Here is a 16,083-nt window from a genome sequence, read left to right on the forward strand (position 1 = left end):
TATCCTGCTGAGGCAGCCCTTCATGCAGAAAGCGCCTCGCGGCGCTTTTGCTTGGGGAGCGCCGACTGGTGGCGATCAACGGATTGAGTAGTTCAGCTGAAGCATCAGCGCTGATTTGCCCAACAGATTGAGCTGGGCGCCCCAGTGCTCGTCAAAGTTCCAGCCCAGCGCAGGAATGGCAGTCAGGCCCCAACCGTTCTTGTTGTTGAGCGGAATCTTCTTATGGTATGGGTATTTGTAGCCGTGGATTACGCCGCCGGTGAGTTTGAAAAACAGCTGTGGCGTGCCAGACAGAGGCCTGAACTGCCAGCCGTAATAGGCATATTGGCTGGGCTGGCCAAATGAGTTGCTGAAATACGCAAAACCAGCTACTTGGCGTTCATCAAGCTGTTTTTCTGCATTGACCAGCCACACATATTTGTGCTTCTCGTCATCGGGTTCGTAATCGTGCTCTTTTTTGGCGTCTGAAAAGTGGTAGGTATAAGGGGCGTAGCCGAATGACCACCCAGATAGTGCCGAGCCACTGCTGCTGCCCAGGCTGTCTATATCTGCGGCACAAGCCATATTGGAGAGCGCACACACAAGCGCTGTGCCCAGGCAGGAATTCAACGTGCGGAGGATGGAGCCAGCCATGAAAAACCTTCAGCAATATCTTCAGTCAGAACAATCCAAAATTGTAGGATGGGCCTGCGAAGAATGTTCATCACTTGTGGTGCAAAGGCTGCGATGGTGTAAAAAGCGGCATTCTTAAGGAATTTTTAAGCCTATTTGAGCGAGATTAATAACTCGAAAATCCGAAACATGCAAGCGCGTACTGTTCAATAAAAATGCCACCCGAAGGTGGCATTTTTCATTTTTTTAAATCTCTATAAGATTTCTCTCGAAGAGAGTTGTGTCATTGAATGTCGGCTGCGCTTTTACCGTGCGGGATTGCGGCGGCTCATCAATGCGCCCACAAAACCCAAGAGGAGAGCCGTAAACAGCAGCGCAAAGCCTCCCAAGCCTGGAACCGGTGCTGGTGTTTTGATCACCGGAGCAGTCCAGGAGACATTCAGCACGTTGGAGGTAATCGTATTGTTGGAAGAAACAAAAGATGCCTCGATAGCGTCGCTGCCTACACCACCGGTTCCCGGGTAGCTGAAGTTGGCTTTCCCATTGGCGTCGGTATTGGCCGTAAAGGTCTGGCCGGCATTGGGGCCGGAGGTGACCGTGAAGGTGACGCTGACGTTGGGTTGTGGTGCGCCATTTTCATCGGTAATGACGGCTTGTACCTCATGTGAAGTTCCCACGGGGTGCGTGTCCACGGTCTGGCTCAGAGCAATCTGCAGCACTGGAGCGGTCCAGGTGACATTCAGCACGTTGGAGGTAATCGTATTGTTGGAAGAAACAAAAGATGCCTCGATAGCGTCGCTGCCTACACCACCGGTTCCCGGGTAGCTGAAGTTGGCTTTCCCATTGGCGTCGGTATTGGCCGTAAAGGTTTGGCCAGCATTGGGGCCGGTGGTGACCGTGAAAGTGACACTGATATTGGGTTGTGGGACGCCATTGGTGTCGGTGATGACGGCTTGCACATCATGGGTAGCACCCACCGTATGGGTGTCCACCAGTTGGCTCAGCAGAATGCCCGAACCAATGATCGCCGGGGTCGAGCTTTGGAAGTAGGCAAAGAAGATGTTGTCGTCCGAGGACGCGTTGACGGTATAGGTGGAGATGGCCGTTGTGCTGGAGGTCAGGAATGGCAGCAACGAATACAACTCATCGTCTGACCGCGCGTTTGTTGCCAATGCAAGCGGGTCTGCAGGATTGTCATTGCTGTCGCCGATTCCGCCCACCGTGAGCAGTGCGCCATTGGCATGCTCGCCATCGTCATCACCTCCAGCAGAAGAGGTGAGGGTCTGACCATTGATTTGAACCATGCTGTTCTGGTTGGTGGAATTTTCCTGATAACCGAAAGAAATTCCCAACCCCATATCCAATTGGGCACCCGGTACGGCTGGGTCAATAGGACTTGCCAGTGTCACGTTGAAGGTATCGCCGGCGGAGGACTGTGCACCGAAGTTCAACAGAACGCTTGAGTCCTTGGTCTGGCTCGGATCATCAAACACCACAACAAGCACACTGCCGTCCACTCGCCCGCTCGTCGCAACCGACTCATTGACAACGATGTTGGACAGGCCCACCGCTGCGCCATCAATGATGGGTTTGACGACAGAAGTGACGTCTGCACGGTAGTTACTGATGCCAATCACGTTGCTCAGAACGCTTTCGGCCCAGGCAATGGGCTGTCCTGCCAGAGAGATGCTGTTGTCGGCCAAGGTAGCTCCGGGGCTGGCAGCCGTCATCAGGAACGCAATCTTGACGGTGGAGGTTGCACTGGGCTTGTTGACGCGGATGTTGCACTCGTCGGCGGATGTGCCGCAACCGTCAACCGATAGCCCCAGCTTGCCAGTCGCGCTGTAGAAGTTGACCAGTGCGGCTTGGGCTGGTGCACCTGCCATTCCTAAAATTGTCACTATCGTGGCAATTAGATAAAGTAATTTAGATTTTATAAATTTGTTCAATTTACTCTCACTAAAGCAGTTGGAACAGGTATGTGACTTGAGTTGGACGCTGGTGATCACTCACATTGAGTGTACATTCACACACAATTCAACTATTTCCGATAGAGTTATTTGATCAAGAAATATAAAAACATAAATTTAATTTTGTGCTAGATGCCTAAATTTATTCACATTTCGGGTGTAAGGGTCTCCCTTTCGGGGTTGGGTGATTGCATGGACTGGGGTCGAGACTTGGCCTTGCGCCTTCATGCCAAACTGCAGGTGGAAGCGGTAAAAATCTGGACTATCCGCAGGTGGGTCTGACGTGCTTGGCCGAGCTGATCGTCACCACTGGCCAAACTCGGTTCTTGTGCTTGTAGCCGCTGCGGCCAGTAGATCTAAGGTCCCGTAGATGTGCCGCCTGGCCGTCTGAAGTAGGCTGCCATGAAAGGCGCGGACGGGCTCCCGCCAATAAGAGCCGCCAACACAACCCTTGATATGTCGTTGCTTTGTCGGGGGCGCCCAGCCGGGGGCGCCTAGCCGGGGGCGCCAAGCCTTGTCGTACCTTTGTACTGCCTGCGGCCTCGCCTGACGCGGCTCGGCCTGACGTGGCCCGGAGCCTCGTTCCAACCGCAAATCTACGATTTGTTGGGTTGTGTTGGCGGCTCTAAAAACAAGCCAAGAAAGTCGGCTTCATGTGCGGCACATGGAACCGCGCGTGGAGATGCAGGCATATGGGGCACGCTACGGCGCCCCGGCATTGCACCGGGGTCGCGCGGCCAGGCCGCTGTAGTTGGCGTGATGCCGCAGCTGTTTTTACAGAGCCCCGCCCGAGCCGCGCGCGCCCGATGAAGGCACGGGCAGGCCCAGAATGTCGCAGGCCACAGCCTCGCCGACCTTGATGCCATCCACGCCAGCTGACAGAATGCCGCCCGCATAGCTGGCGCCCTCTCCGGCTGGATAGAGGCCGCGCGTGTTGTCGCTCTGAAAATCTGCTCCCCGGCCAATCTTGACGGGGGAGGAAGTGCGCGTTTCCACGCCGGTCAGCACGGCGTCTGCCATGTCGTAGCCACGGATTTTCTTGCCGAACGCAGGCAGGGCTTCGCGCATGGCTTCGATGGCATAGCCTGGCAAGGCCTGGTGCAGGTCGCCCAGGCTGATGCCGGGCTTGTACGAAGGTTGCACGGTGCCGAACTCCGTGGATGGATGGCCTGTGACGAAGTCACCCACCAGCTGGCCGGGCGCACTGTAGTTGCTGCCCCCCAGCACATAAGCCCTGGATTCCAATTGGCGCTGCAGCACAATGCCGGAGAGCGGGTGATGCTCTCCTTTTTGTAGCTTTTCCACGCCATAGGTCTTGCCGCCAAAGGCCCAGGCAAAGCTTTCGGCGTCCTGCGGGTAGTCTTCCGGGGTGATGGCGCAGACCATGCCGGCGTTGGCATTGCGCTCGGCGCGCGAGTACTGGCTCATGCCATTGGTGACCACGCGCTCCGGTTCGCTGGTGGCGGCCACCACGGTGCCACCGGGGCACATGCAGAAACTGTAGACGGCGCGACCGTTCTTGGCATGGTGCACCAGCTTGTAGTCGGCAGCGCCCAGCAGCGGGTGGCCGGCATCCTTGCCCCAGCGCGCGCGGTCGATCACGCTTTGTGGGTGCTCGATGCGAAAGCCGACCGAGAAGGGTTTGGCCTCCATGGCCACGCCGCGCTCGTAGAACATGGCAAAGGTGTCGCGCGAGCTATGGCCCAGCGCCATCACGGCATGGCGGGCGGGCAGGGTGTAGCTCTCGCCTGTAGCCTGGTTCAATACCTGCAGGGCAGTGAGCTGGCGCTGTGCGCCGTCGCCCTGGGAGCCAGTTTCAACCACCACGTCGGTCACGCGCTGCTCAAAGCGGATTTCGCCGCCCAGGCGGATGATTTCCTCGCGGATGCCTTCCACCACCTTCACCAGCTTGAAGGTGCCGATGTGCGGATGGGCGGCATACAGAATCTCAGGCGGCGCGCCGTGTTCGACGAACTCGGTCATCACCTTGCGGCCCAGGTGGCGTGGGTCCTTGATCTGGCTGTAGAGCTTGCCGTCCGAGAAGGTGCCTGCGCCACCTTCACCAAACTGTACGTTTGATTCGGGCGTCAGCTCGCGTTTGCGCCACAGACCCCAGGTGTCCTTGGTGCGCTCGCGCACTTGCTTGCCGCGCTCCAGAACGATGGGCTTGAAGCCCATCTGCGCGAGTACCAGGGCGGCAAAGATGCCGCAGGGGCCAAAGCCGACCACTACCGGGCGCTCTGCCAGACTGGTGGGCGCCTGGCCCACCGGCTTCCAGGCCATGTCGGGTGTGGGGTTCACATGCGAATCGTCTGCAAAGCGGGCCAGCAACTGCGCCTGCAGAGCTTCATCGGTCAGCGTGACATCGACGATGTAGACCGCCAGCAGTGCAGATTTGCGTGCGTCAAAGCTGCGCTTGTGCACATGCAGGCTGGCAATGGCCTGGGCAGGAATCCCCAGGCGCTCGCTCGCCAGCTGCGTGAGCTTTTCCGTGGGCTGGAATTCGGTGTGGTTCTCGGGGTGGTAGGGCACCGCCGCGAGGGGTAGTTTGAGTTCTGCGATCCGGATCATGGCTTGTACCTATCAAGCAAGGCTGGGGATGGTACGGCAAAGCCTGCGCGGGCGGCGGCAATGGCCCGCTTGGCCTTGGCATATGCTCGGAAAAGCGACACAAGGCACTTTTGTTTTGATAGCAATAAGCGCTTGATGGCAAAGCGCTACAGGCTGTTTTTCTTCAATTTTAGGAGGCAAATCGCGCATCCTGGGTCAACGGACTGCTTTACCAACTGTCCATGGCGCCGACCCGCCCTCACATCACCAATCTGGAGTGACCCACCCCCGCGCCTTTTTCCACGCGGATCTGCGCGGGGATGCGCTCCTTGAGCGCTTCCACATGGCTGATGATGCCGATCATCTTGCCGCTGGCGTTCAGCGCGTCAAGGGCCGAGAGCGCCACTTCCAGGGTTTCGCCATCCAGCGTGCCAAAACCTTCATCCAGGAACAGCGAGTCGATCGAGGTCTTGTTGCTGACCAGATCGGACAACGCCAGGGCCAGGGCCAGGCTGACGAGGAAGGCCTCGCCGCCCGAGAGCGTGCGGGTGTCGCGCGCCACATCGCCTTGCCAGCTGTCCACGATGTCGAGTTCCAGCTCGCCCGTGGGTTTGCGGCGCAGCAGGTAGCGGCCATGAAGGCGGGTGAGGTGGCGGTTGGCAAGCAGCAGCAGGTGGTCGAGCGTGAGCCCTTGCGCAAACTTGCGGAATTTGTCGCCCTTGGCCGAGCCGATGAGGCTGTCGAGCCGCTGCCACAGGTCGCTGTCCTGCTCCTGCTCCGCAATCTGTGCCAGCAGGGCCTGCTGGCCGGTGCGGCGGGCCTGGTCATCAGCCAGGCGTGCACGCTGGGCGCCCATGTGCTCTGCAGTGCGGGTGCGCTCGGCCTCCAGCGCCAGCAATTGCTCGGCAATGGCCTGCGGCGCCTCCTGCGTCAAAGCCTGGGCCTGCAGCTGGCGGTGGTGCTGCTCTGCTTCCTCGGTCAGGGTGGCCGCGCGCTGCACGGCAGCGTGCAAGGCATCGCTCAGCGCGGAAAGCCGTTGCTGCTCGGCCTGCGGCAACAGGGCCAGTGCAAAAGCGCGGTCATCGCTGAACGGGCTGGTTTGCAGGGCGGCATTCCATGCCGCATGGGCTTGCGCCTCCTCCTGCTGCAGTTGCGCCAGGTGGCTGCGCGCTTGCTGGGTCTGGCCTTCCAGGCTGGCCAGTTGCTGGTTGGTGCGCTCGAGCAAAGCGGTGCAATCGTCCAGCGTGGCGGGCAGGGCGGATGCCGCCGGGCTAGGTGTATTCAAAGGCTGCAACTGCGCGGCTCGCTGCTGCCATTGCCTCGCTTCCTGGGTGCACTGGCTGACGCGCTGCTGTTGCAGGGCCAACTGCTGTGCCAGAGACTGCTGTTGGGCGCTGTGCTGCTGCCATTGCTGCCAGTCATGCTGGCGCTCCTGTAGCCAGGCATTGGTGGAGGCGTCGCCGGGCACTTGCAAGCCCAGGGGGGCCAGTGCTGCCTGCAGTGTCGCATCTGCGGAAGTGGCGCTGGCCTGCAGGCTTTGCACCGAGGCGGCCAGCCGCTGTTGCAATGTGGCGTTGTCCTGCCGGGCTTGCTGCAGGCGCTCATGCTGGTGTTGGGCGTTTTGCAGCGCCTGTGCGGCCGCGTGGGCGGCGTCCTTGGCACTTTGCAGGCTGCGTTCACCAGCTTCTGCATTCTCCAGGGTCTGTTGCAGGTCGTCGGTTTGCGTGGCGCGTGCCTGTTGGGCCTGGGCAAGCACCGCTGGCTGCTGCCAGGCGTCCTGCGGCAATGCGCTCGCCGTGGTCTGGCGCAGTTGCTCCCATTGGCTGTTCCACTGGGCAATGCGTGCCGCAAGGCCTTCCAGCTGGCTGTGCAGGCTGGTCTGCTGGCTGAGGCTCGCCGCGTGGCCTGCACCCAATTGTTCGCCCTGGTGCTGCAGTGCTTCAAGCTCGGCTTGCGCGCGCTGCAGCGCAGTTGCGGTGGCAGAGATATCCAGCGCCGCGTATGCCGATAGGGCCGGATGCTCCTGCGATCCGCACAGCGGACAAGGCTGGCCGGGCTGCAATGCATGGCGGTGCGCTTCCAGGCTTTGGATGCGCTCTTCCTGAGCCAGCAATTGTTGCTTGTCGGCCACCCGCTCCTTCTGGGCCTTGTATTGGCTGCGCATTGCGGCAAGGGCAGCCTGCTGCTCTTGCGCGTGGGCCGCGCATTTGTTCAGTTCGGCGGTGAGCTGTATCTCTTGCTGGGCCAGCGGCTCGCGCTGGCTGGCATGGTGCTGCAGCTGTTGCCAGGCTTGCAGATGTTGCTGGGCTGTCTGCCAGGCTGCGCGCAACTGGGCCAGGCTGCCGCCATGGGCACTGAGCCGGGCTTGCTGCGCCTGCAAGGCATCGCGCGCTGCGGCGTCTGCCTGCTGCCGGGCCGCCTGGGCCTGCTCCAGCACGCCAGCCTGATCTGTGGCTTGCTGCTGCAAGGCGTTACCCTGTTGCCGGGCTTGCTGCAGCTCGTCTTGTTCACGCTGCAACTGCTGCAGATGGAACTGGCGCCGTTCCAGTTGCTCGCGCCAGCCACTGAGGTGTTCGCCCAGCTGTGCATGGGCTGCGTGGCTATGCAGCCAGTGGGAGTTGTCGGCTTGCTGCGTCTGCAGTTGTTGGAGTTTTTGCTCTTCTTTTTGCAGTGATTGCGTGGCCAGTTGGCTGGCTTGCTGATGGATATGCCATTGCGCGCTGCGGGCCTGGCCCCATGCCTCTTGCAGTTGTTCTTGCTGGGTGCGCCCTGCCACACTGGCGGCCTGAGCCTGTAGCCAGCGTGCATGCAGTGGTGCGATGGCTAGCGCCGGGCCATGGGCTTGCAGGCGCTGCAAGTCAGGCGCAGCAGCCTGCAACGCTTGCCGGGCCTGATCCAGGGCCTGGTTGGCCTGTGTGTGTGCGTGGGTAGCTTGCGCAGTCTGCGTCTGCCAGTGTTGCAGGGCTTGCAATGCGGTGTGGCGCGTGTGGAGCTCCCCCAGGGTGGTTTGCAACTGGGCCGCGTGCGCTTCCAACCGGGCGCGCTCGTCCTCTGGCAGCAGTTGCATGCCGCCTGCATGGGCCTTGTTCCGCTCCAGTGCCTGGCGTGCTTCGCGCGCGCGCTCGAACACGGCTTGCGAGATCTGGCTGTAGATGTCGGTGCCGGTCAGCTCTTCGAGCAGTTCGGCTCGGTCATTGGCGCTGGCTTCCAGGAACTTTGCAAAACCGCCCTGGGCCAGCAGCATCGATTTGGTGAAGCGCGCAAAGTCCAGCCCGGTGATCTGCGCGATCTGCCGGAGCTTGTCTGCACTCTGGGTGCTGAGGATGTGGCCATCTGCCACGCGCGCCAGCTCGACCCTGGGTGCCTGGAGCGCGCCGCTGGCCTTGTCGCGCGCGCGGCGCTGGCTCCAGAAGGCGCGGTAGCGCACGCCTTTGACCTCGAACTCCACCTCGGCTTCGCAGCTCGCGGTATGGCGGGTCATCACATCGTTGCTGCTGGCGCTGATGGCGGACAGGCGCGGCGTCTGGTGGTAGAGCGCCAGGCAGATCGCGTCGAGCAGGGTGGATTTTCCCGCACCCGTGGGGCCGGTGATGGCAAACAGGCTGTTGTCGGCAAAGGGCGCGGCGGTGAAGTCGATGTCCCAATCGCCTTTGAGGGAGTTGAGGTTCTTGAGGCGAAGCCTGAGGATTTTCATGCCGCGTCTCCGCCTGGGGCCGTGACCGCGTGCGTGACTTCCTGGTAGCGCTCGGTCAGGGCCTGCTGCAGCGGCGCCTCCAGCGCCTCCAGCGCCAGGCGGCGTGCAAAGACTTCCAGCGGGGTGAGGTCGCCCAGCGATTCCATGGCGGCGCTTTGCAACTGTGCCGCGGCCGTGCCGCGCTGGCGTTTGATGCGCAGCACCTGCACGGGCAGCCCGTCGGTCAGGGCCTGCACGCGGGCGGGCAGGTCGGCGAGGTAGTCGTCTTCTTCAATGGTGATATCCAGCCAGGTGGCATGTTCTGTGTCTGCGCTGAGTGCTATTTTTTTAAGAGCATCTGGCAGTGCTGCCAGGCTGCAGCGAAGAGCGTACATGGGCTGGAACACCGGAATCGGCAGCGGCGTGACGGCCTGCAGGCCATCCTCTCCCACATCGACCAGCAGCACCTGCTTGGTCTGCCGCGCCTCGTCAAAGCCCAGTGCAATCGGCGATCCGCTGTAGCGGATGTGGTCCAGCCCGCCTACCTTCTGCGGCTGGTGGATATGGCCAAGCGCAATGTAGTCGGCAGGCGGAAAGGCATTGGTCGGAAAAGCTTCGAGCGAACCCACATAGATTTCGCGTACCGATTCGCTGCTGCTGGCGCCCACGGTCGTGAGGTGCCCGGTGGCGATGATGGGCAGCTTGCGGCCCAGGGACTGCAGCAGTGCAGCCTGCTGGGTGAGCGCGGCGTCGTAGACCTGCTGGTAGGTGGACTGGATGGCGGCCTGCAGGGCCAGTTGTTTGTCGAGTGCGCTTTGCCCGGCCAGGCTTTGCTGCACATCGCGGGCGCGGATGAAGGGCAGGGCGCAGACGATGCAGCCGGGATCGCCAGATACCCGCAGGGGCAGTGTGATGGCATGCTGGTGCGGCGCGCCTGTGGCGGCAATCACCTGAGTGCCCAGGTGGCGCAGCAGGTCGCGGCTTTCATCGAGCACGCTGACCGAGTCATGGTTGCCGCCCAGCACCAGCAGCGCAACGCCGGCCTGGTGCAGCCGGGCAATCAACTGGTTGTACAGCTCGCGGGCATAGCTGGGCGGTGCGCCGGTGTCGAAGATATCGCCGGCAATCAGCACGGCATCCACCCCATGGGTATCGACCTGCGCCACCAGCCAGTCAATCAGCGCCCGGTGTTCGGCCTGGCGGCTCTGGCCCATGAAATGCTGGCCCAGATGCCAGTCGGAGGTGTGGAGGATGCGCATGTGGTGATCGGCGAGAACAGCCGCTTATCGTAGTGCTTGCTGCCGTGCTGCAAGAGACGGCCGGACCCGAATGGTTATAAATAATAACAATGGTTTCATTGAAGCAAGGCAATTAATTGATTTGTTCTATGGAATTGCGGGGTTCTATAATCCGCCGCACCATGATTGCGCCCATAGGGGGCGGCAACGTGACATGCGCAGCTGACAGGCGGGGCGCCCGCTGCAATACGGAGAAGCATATGGCAAAGTTTGCAAATTGGATGGCAGTGGCTGCCGTGGTGGCTGGTGCTGGCCTCGTGGGTTGCGGCAAGAAGGATGAGGCTGGCAGCGCACCTGCGCCTGCAGCCGCCCCCGCAGCAGCACCTGCCCCGGCTGCAGCACCTGCGGCCAAGGTTCAGGCTGGCAAGTGGAGTGCTACCACCGAGATGAGCGGTCCCATGGGGCAGCAGGCACTGGCAGGCATGGAGCAGGCGTTCAAGAGCATGACGCCTGAGCAGAAGAAGGCCGCCAATCTGGAAAATGCCCGCATTGAAGGCGGCAAGCTGATCCAGGAGATGTGCATCACCGCCGATATGGCTTCCAAGACCTTGCAGGCGCTGGCCGATTCGCAGCTCAAGAACATGCCCGGCTGCAATGCGCCAGACATCAAGACCAGCGGCAGCAAGGAAACCATGTCGTTCAGCTGCGGCGAGGGCAAGATGAGCATGGTGCTCGAAGCCGATTACAAGTCACCGACCGAGAACGTCGTGACCACCAAGATGGACATGGCAGGCCAGAACATGCAGACCACCGTGACCAGCAAGCGCATCGGCGACTGCTGATCCCGCTTCTGATTTCAGTTGCGAGGACGAGCGCAGCCACCTGGCGGGGTGGCTGCGTTTTTTTATGGGGCTCGGGCGGCTGGTGGAAGTATTTGCCAAAGGCTTTCTGCGCCTGCCCATCAAGCGCCATGACTCCTGATTCTGTAGCGGCTTGCCTCGGCAAAAGCGCAAAAAAGGCCACTGCTGGGGTCAGCAGTGGCCATCAAGAGCACGGCCTGAGAGCTTTGCGGCTCCCTGTCTTGCGACGTTCAAGCCGTGCCACGCACTTCATGCCGTGGCGGTGGGCGCTTTGCCCGCCACCGTCAATCTGCGTTTGATTTGAACAAAAGGCGACCGGGTTCATGGCGGTCGCCTGGAGGACGGGGAGGCTGCGTCAGCGCCGCCCGATCCGGATGAGGCTACCGTGCTTATTCGCCGAAGGAGCCGTTGCCTTCAGGCAGCTTGCCAGCGATCAGGGCGTCATGGGCAGCTTGTACCACTGCACCGCGTGACAGGCCCTGGCCTTGCTCGTAGGGGTTGGCTTGCAGCTTGTCGCCCTTGAGCAGCAGGGTGCCATTCTTCTGGGCATCGACCAATTGGGCTTGCACTTCGGCACGGCTCAGGCTGCTGGTAGCTGCGACGCGTGGCGCAATGGCCTGGTCGCCTTCAAATGGGTTGGCCTGTGCAACACCGGCACCCATGGCCAGAACAGCGGCAAGACCTGCAATCGAAAAAATACGTGCGTTCATCATTTTTAAATTCCTTTGAGATTCCGGCGGGTCACCATGGCCTGCCGGTTCGCTCAACGGGTGGCGGCGTCTGTCACCGCGTTTGTTTCTCGTTGATCGATGTATTCAGTGTATTTTTGCGACCGTTTGGGATAAACCCATTGATATGAGATTGATTGTTCTGAATATCGAATCAATCAATCGGCGGAGCAGGTGCGCGATGGCCTACCCTGGTGGCCGCTATCGACGGTAGATAAATAAAAATAGCATCCAGCGCTTGCTGTGTAAGCGCTGGATGCTATTGATTCAGGAGTTTGATGAAGCGGCCGCAAGTGCCATCTCAATAAGCGGCCTGCAGCGGTATTACAGGGGCCCTTCCATGGGCTCGGCCAGAAAGCCACCGCTCTGGTGGGCCCACAGCTTGGCGTAGATGCCGCCGCGCGCCAGCAACTGCTGGTGCGTGCCTTCTTCCACGATCTGGCCCTTGTCCATCACGATCAGGCGGTCCATGGCGGCGATGGTGGACAGGCGGTGCGCAATCGCAATCACCGTCTTGTCATGCATCAGGTTGTCCAGGCTCTCCTGGATGGCGGCTTCAACCTCGCTGTCCAGGGCGCTGGTAGCCTCGTCCAGCAGCAGGATCGGTGCGTCCTTGAGCATCACGCGTGCAATTGCCACGCGCTGGCGCTGACCGCCCGAAAGCTTGACGCCGCGCTCGCCCACCTGCGCGTCATAGCCCGTGCGGCCAAACCGGTCGGACAGGTTGCCGATGAAATCTGCCGCTTCGGCGCGTTCGGCGGCGCGCAGCATCTCCTCCTCGGTGGCATCGGGCCGGCCGTACAGGATGTTGTCGCGCATGGAGCGGTGCAGCAGCGAGGTGTCCTGCGTCACCATGCCGATGTTGCTGCGCAGGCTGTCTTGCGTAACATGGGCGATGTCCTGGCCGTCGATGCGGATCTGGCCGCCCGCCACATCGTGAAAGCGCAGCAGCAGGTTGACCAGGGTCGATTTGCCAGCGCCCGAGCGCCCGATGAGGCCAATGCGCTCGCCCGGGCGGATGGTGAGGTTGAGATGGTCGATGACCGGGCGGCCCGCGTCCTTGTATGCAAAGCTCACGTTGTCGAAGGTGATCTCGCCACGGTTCACCACCAGTGGCTTGGCCTCCTTTGCATCCACGATCGTGCGCGGCTTGGTCAGGGTATTGATGCCGTCCTGGATGGTGCCCACGTTCTCGAACAGGCCAGTCATCTGCCACATCACCCAGTGCGAATAGCCCATCAGGCGCAGCGCCATGGCAATCACCGCCGCCACGACGCCGGCCGTGGCCTGGCCGTTGGTCCACAGGTACAGCGCCGTGCCGGTCGAGCCCAGCAGCAGCAAGGTGATCATCAGGTGGTTGGTGATCTCGAACAGGCTCACCAGGCGCATCTGCGCGTGGCCGGTCTGCTTGAAGGCGTCCATCGCGCTGCGGGCATATTCAGCCTCGCGGCGGGTGTGCGCAAACAGCTTGACGGTGGCGATGTTGGTATAGGCGTCGGTCACGCGGCCAGTCATCAGTGCGCGCGCATCCGCCTGGGCCTTGCCGATCTTGCCCAGGCGTGGAACAAAGAACACGCAGGCACTGATATAGGCAGCCAGCCACAGGGCAAATGGAATCATCAGCCGCCATTCAAAGCTTGCGGCCAGAATCAGGATACCGATCATGTAGACGCTCACGCCTACCAGCACGTCGACGATCATGAAGATCACCTCGCGCACGGACAGCGCCGTCTGCATGATCTTGGTCGTGATACGCCCGGCAAACTCGTCGGCGTAGAAGGACATGCTCTGCCCCAGCATCAGCCGGTGGAACACCCAGCGCAGTCGCATCGGGAAGTTGATCGCCAGCACCTGGTGCATCACCTGCGTGTGCAGGGCCAGCAGCAGCACACTGCTGAGCAAAATGGCGACGATCCCGACGACCGTGCGGCCCTGGTCGGCCCAGAACGTCGTGGGTGAGAACGTGGCCAGCCAGTCAACCACATGGCCCATGATGGCAAACAGCACAGCCTCATACACCGCCAGCAACGCTGACGTGGCCGTGAGCAGGCCGATCCAGCCGCGCATGCCTTGCGTGCAGGCCCACATGAAAGCGAAAAAACCCTTGGGCGGAACTTGTGGCTCGGCCGTTGGGTAGGACGGCACACGCCGTTCAAACCATGAAAACATGCACAAATCTCCTGCGATGCGGTCCAGATGCAGCCGGAAAAGATACGGTGGGCAGAAGGTGTCGTGGAGACACCATGGCCGCAAACGGGACAACCAGCGCAGCCGCTGTGTGCAAGCGGCTGATGGTGAAGTGGGAAAAGCGGGAACAGGCCCGGTCTGCCGAGTCTAGCGGGCCTGTGGCAAGACGGGGGCCGCCTGTGGGATAGCCCTTGGATGACGAAATGTTTTTGGGTTACCGTTGTTTGCTGCAATGCGTCAATTTATAGATTCGTGAAAAGCCATAGGGATGTTCACCAATGCGACACATAGCCCGACTTTTTTAAGATAGAGGTTTTATCTCAAAGCCAAAGGCATCCGATGTCTTCCAACCCAACTACAACTTTGCATCACGTTCCTGCCACCCGCTGGAAACTGCCTGCGATGAGCGCCCTGGCGCTGGCCATCACCATGAGCCTGGGCGCCTGCGCAAGCAGCCCGCAAGCTGCCAGCGCGCCCGCAGCGGCAGCACCTGTTGCGGCAGCGCCAGCAGCAGCGGCGCAGCCAGCACAGCAAGGGGCACGCAATGTGGTGGTGCTGGCCACTGGCGGCACCATCGCGGGCGCAGGTGCTTCGGCCATGAACAGTGCAACCTACAGTGCGGCCAAGGTGCCTGTGGACAAGCTGCTGGCAGGGCTGCCCGAGCTGTCCAAGGTCGCCAATGTGCGCGGCGAGCAGGTCTTCCAGATTGCCTCCGAGAGCTTCACCAACGACAACCTGCTGGTGCTGGCCAAGCGCGTGTCGGCCCTCGTCAAGCAGGCCGATGTGGATGGCGTGGTCATCACCCACGGCACGGACACCCTGGCTGAGACGGCTTATTTCCTGAGCCTGACGGTGCACACCAACAAGCCCATCGTGGTGGTGGGATCGATGCGCCCTGGCACGGCCCTGTCGGCTGATGGCGCTTTGAACCTGGTGAACGCCGTGAGCGTGGCCGCCGCCAAGGATGCCGAAGGCAAGGGTGTGGTCGTCACGATGAACGACGAGATCCAATCGGGCCGTGATGTGAACAAGGACGTGAACATCAAGACCGGCGCATTCCAGAGCCAATGGGGCCCGCTGGGCATGGTGGTGGAGGGCAAGAACTACTGGTTCCGCGCGCCGGTCAAGCGCCACACCATGCAGTCCGAGTTCAATATCGATTCCATCACCAGTCTTCCACCAGTGGAGATCGTCTATGGCTACGGCAATGTGCCGCGCACGGGCATCGATGCCTTCGTCGGTACGGGCGCCAAGGCGATCATCCACGCAGGCACCGGCAACGGCTCGGTGGCCGACCGCATTGTCCCGGCGCTGCAGGAAGCCCGCAGCAAGGGCGTGCAGGTGATTCGCTCGTCGCGCGTGCCTTACGGCTTTGTGCTGCGCAATGCCGAGCAGCCTGACGACAAGTACGACTGGGTGGTTGCCCACGACCTGCGTCCTGAAAAGGCACGCCTGCTGGCCGCACTGGCCCTGACCAAGACCAGCGACCCCAAGGAAATCCAGCGCATCTTCTGGGAATATTGATGCATGGCGCCCGGTGCTGCCGGGCCTGATTGCGTAAGCGCCATGAAAAAGGGGACAGCCTGAACCGGGCTGTCCCTTTTTTCAATGGCGTGGATCAGAAGGTGAGGACCTTGTCGGCGGTCAATGTCCAGTCGGCCAGCTCGGGCAGCGTGCCAATGCTCACACCGTTGATCAAGGTCAACTCGGCCAGGCCCCGTGCCAGCGCACAGGTGCGGCAGAGCCTGATGGTGACGCCCTCGGCCACCAAGGTTTCCACCATGGGTTGCAGGCCGGGGCCCGTGCCGTCATGCTGGTTCGGCAGGCCGACGACAGTGGCATCGGACATCAGGAACACCTTCACTTCCGGCTTGGCATCGTGCCCGGCCAGTGCGGTGGCCACGCGCAGGGCCGACAGGCAGCGCTCGCTGCCATAGGGTGCGGCATGCACGATGATGACGATTTTCTGGGTCATGGGGAATCCTTTGCAGAGGGGGTGGCGAAAGTGCCTGGTGCCTCAGGGAGGTCACTTCCTGATCAGGTAACGGATGGTCGGGCCATCCTGCTGGATTTCCAGCACTTCGTAGCCGTGGTTCTTGGCGTCCAGCGGAATGTTGTTGATCGACTGTGGGCAGTCGGAGATCACTTCCAGAATTTCGCCAGGTTGGAGGCTGGGCATGGCTTCCAGCGTGGCAACGGCTGGGTACGGGCAGGGCTCGCCCATCATGTCGAGGCGGTAGTCGGGCGTGTAATTGGACATGGGAA

At 61.3% G+C, this 16,083-nt stretch carries 11 protein-coding genes; 2 read left to right on the plus strand and 9 right to left on the minus strand.

The genetic code is table 11. From position 1 onward, the window contains the following. Positions 1-75: 75 nt before the first annotated feature. The 5 genes from ABIE32_RS09855 to sbcD form a co-directional block, all read right to left on the minus strand. Positions 76-633, minus strand: coding sequence for a hypothetical protein (locus tag ABIE32_RS09855; protein ID WP_429015614.1), 558 nt, complete (start codon positions 631-633; stop codon positions 76-78). A 284-nt stretch (positions 634-917) separates the two neighbouring features. Beyond that, on the minus strand, positions 918-2,561 hold the full coding sequence (locus tag ABIE32_RS09860) for a hypothetical protein (protein ID WP_429015616.1): 1,644 nt from the start codon (positions 2,559-2,561) through the stop codon (positions 918-920). A gap of 795 nt (positions 2,562-3,356) precedes the next feature. Then, on the minus strand, positions 3,357-5,153 hold the full coding sequence (locus ABIE32_RS09865; protein ID WP_429015619.1) for an NAD(P)/FAD-dependent oxidoreductase: 1,797 nt from the start codon (positions 5,151-5,153) through the stop codon (positions 3,357-3,359). 238 nt (positions 5,154-5,391) lie between these two features. After that, positions 5,392-8,826 carry an AAA family ATPase gene (locus ABIE32_RS09870; RefSeq protein WP_429015620.1) on the minus strand — a complete coding sequence of 1,145 codons (3,435 nt, stop codon included), beginning with the start codon at positions 8,824-8,826 and terminating at the stop codon, positions 5,392-5,394. After that, on the minus strand, positions 8,823-10,064 hold the full coding sequence (gene sbcD, locus ABIE32_RS09875; protein ID WP_429015622.1) for an exonuclease subunit SbcD: 1,242 nt from the start codon (positions 10,062-10,064) through the stop codon (positions 8,823-8,825). The genes ABIE32_RS09870 and sbcD overlap by 4 nt, the downstream gene beginning before the upstream one ends. Before the next feature lie 239 nt (positions 10,065-10,303). On the opposite strand from sbcD, the gene ABIE32_RS09880 reads away from it, so the two are divergent. Then, entirely contained in the window at positions 10,304-10,885 is a 582-nt protein-coding gene (locus ABIE32_RS09880) for a DUF3617 domain-containing protein (RefSeq protein WP_429015624.1), read from the plus strand. 407 nt (positions 10,886-11,292) lie between these two features. Here the strand turns inward: ABIE32_RS09880 and ABIE32_RS09885 are convergent, their stop codons facing one another. Beyond that, entirely contained in the window at positions 11,293-11,613 is a 321-nt protein-coding gene (locus ABIE32_RS09885) for a DUF4148 domain-containing protein (RefSeq protein ID WP_429015626.1), read from the minus strand. A 342-nt stretch (positions 11,614-11,955) separates the two neighbouring features. After that, entirely contained in the window at positions 11,956-13,800 is a 1,845-nt protein-coding gene (locus ABIE32_RS09890) for an ABC transporter ATP-binding protein (RefSeq protein WP_429015628.1), read from the minus strand. A 447-nt stretch (positions 13,801-14,247) separates the two neighbouring features. On the opposite strand from ABIE32_RS09890, the gene ABIE32_RS09895 reads away from it, so the two are divergent. After that, positions 14,248-15,342 carry a type II asparaginase gene (locus tag ABIE32_RS09895; RefSeq protein ID WP_224152802.1) on the plus strand — a complete coding sequence of 365 codons (1,095 nt, stop codon included), beginning with the start codon at positions 14,248-14,250 and terminating at the stop codon, positions 15,340-15,342. Positions 15,343-15,436: 94 nt separating this feature from the next. Here the strand turns inward: ABIE32_RS09895 and ABIE32_RS09900 are convergent, their stop codons facing one another. Continuing rightward, positions 15,437-15,793: a DsrE/DsrF/TusD sulfur relay family protein gene (locus ABIE32_RS09900; protein ID WP_429015630.1), complete on the minus strand. Its 357-nt coding sequence runs from the start codon at positions 15,791-15,793 to the stop codon at positions 15,437-15,439. A gap of 51 nt (positions 15,794-15,844) precedes the next feature. Continuing rightward, positions 15,845-16,078: a sulfurtransferase-like selenium metabolism protein YedF gene (yedF, locus tag ABIE32_RS09905; protein ID WP_184704016.1), complete on the minus strand. Its 234-nt coding sequence runs from the start codon at positions 16,076-16,078 to the stop codon at positions 15,845-15,847. Between the last annotated feature and the right edge of the window lie 5 nt (positions 16,079-16,083).

This window comes from Comamonas sp. 4034 (genome assembly GCF_050434545.1).
GTDB lineage: Bacteria > Pseudomonadota > Gammaproteobacteria > Burkholderiales > Burkholderiaceae_C > Comamonas > Comamonas odontotermitis.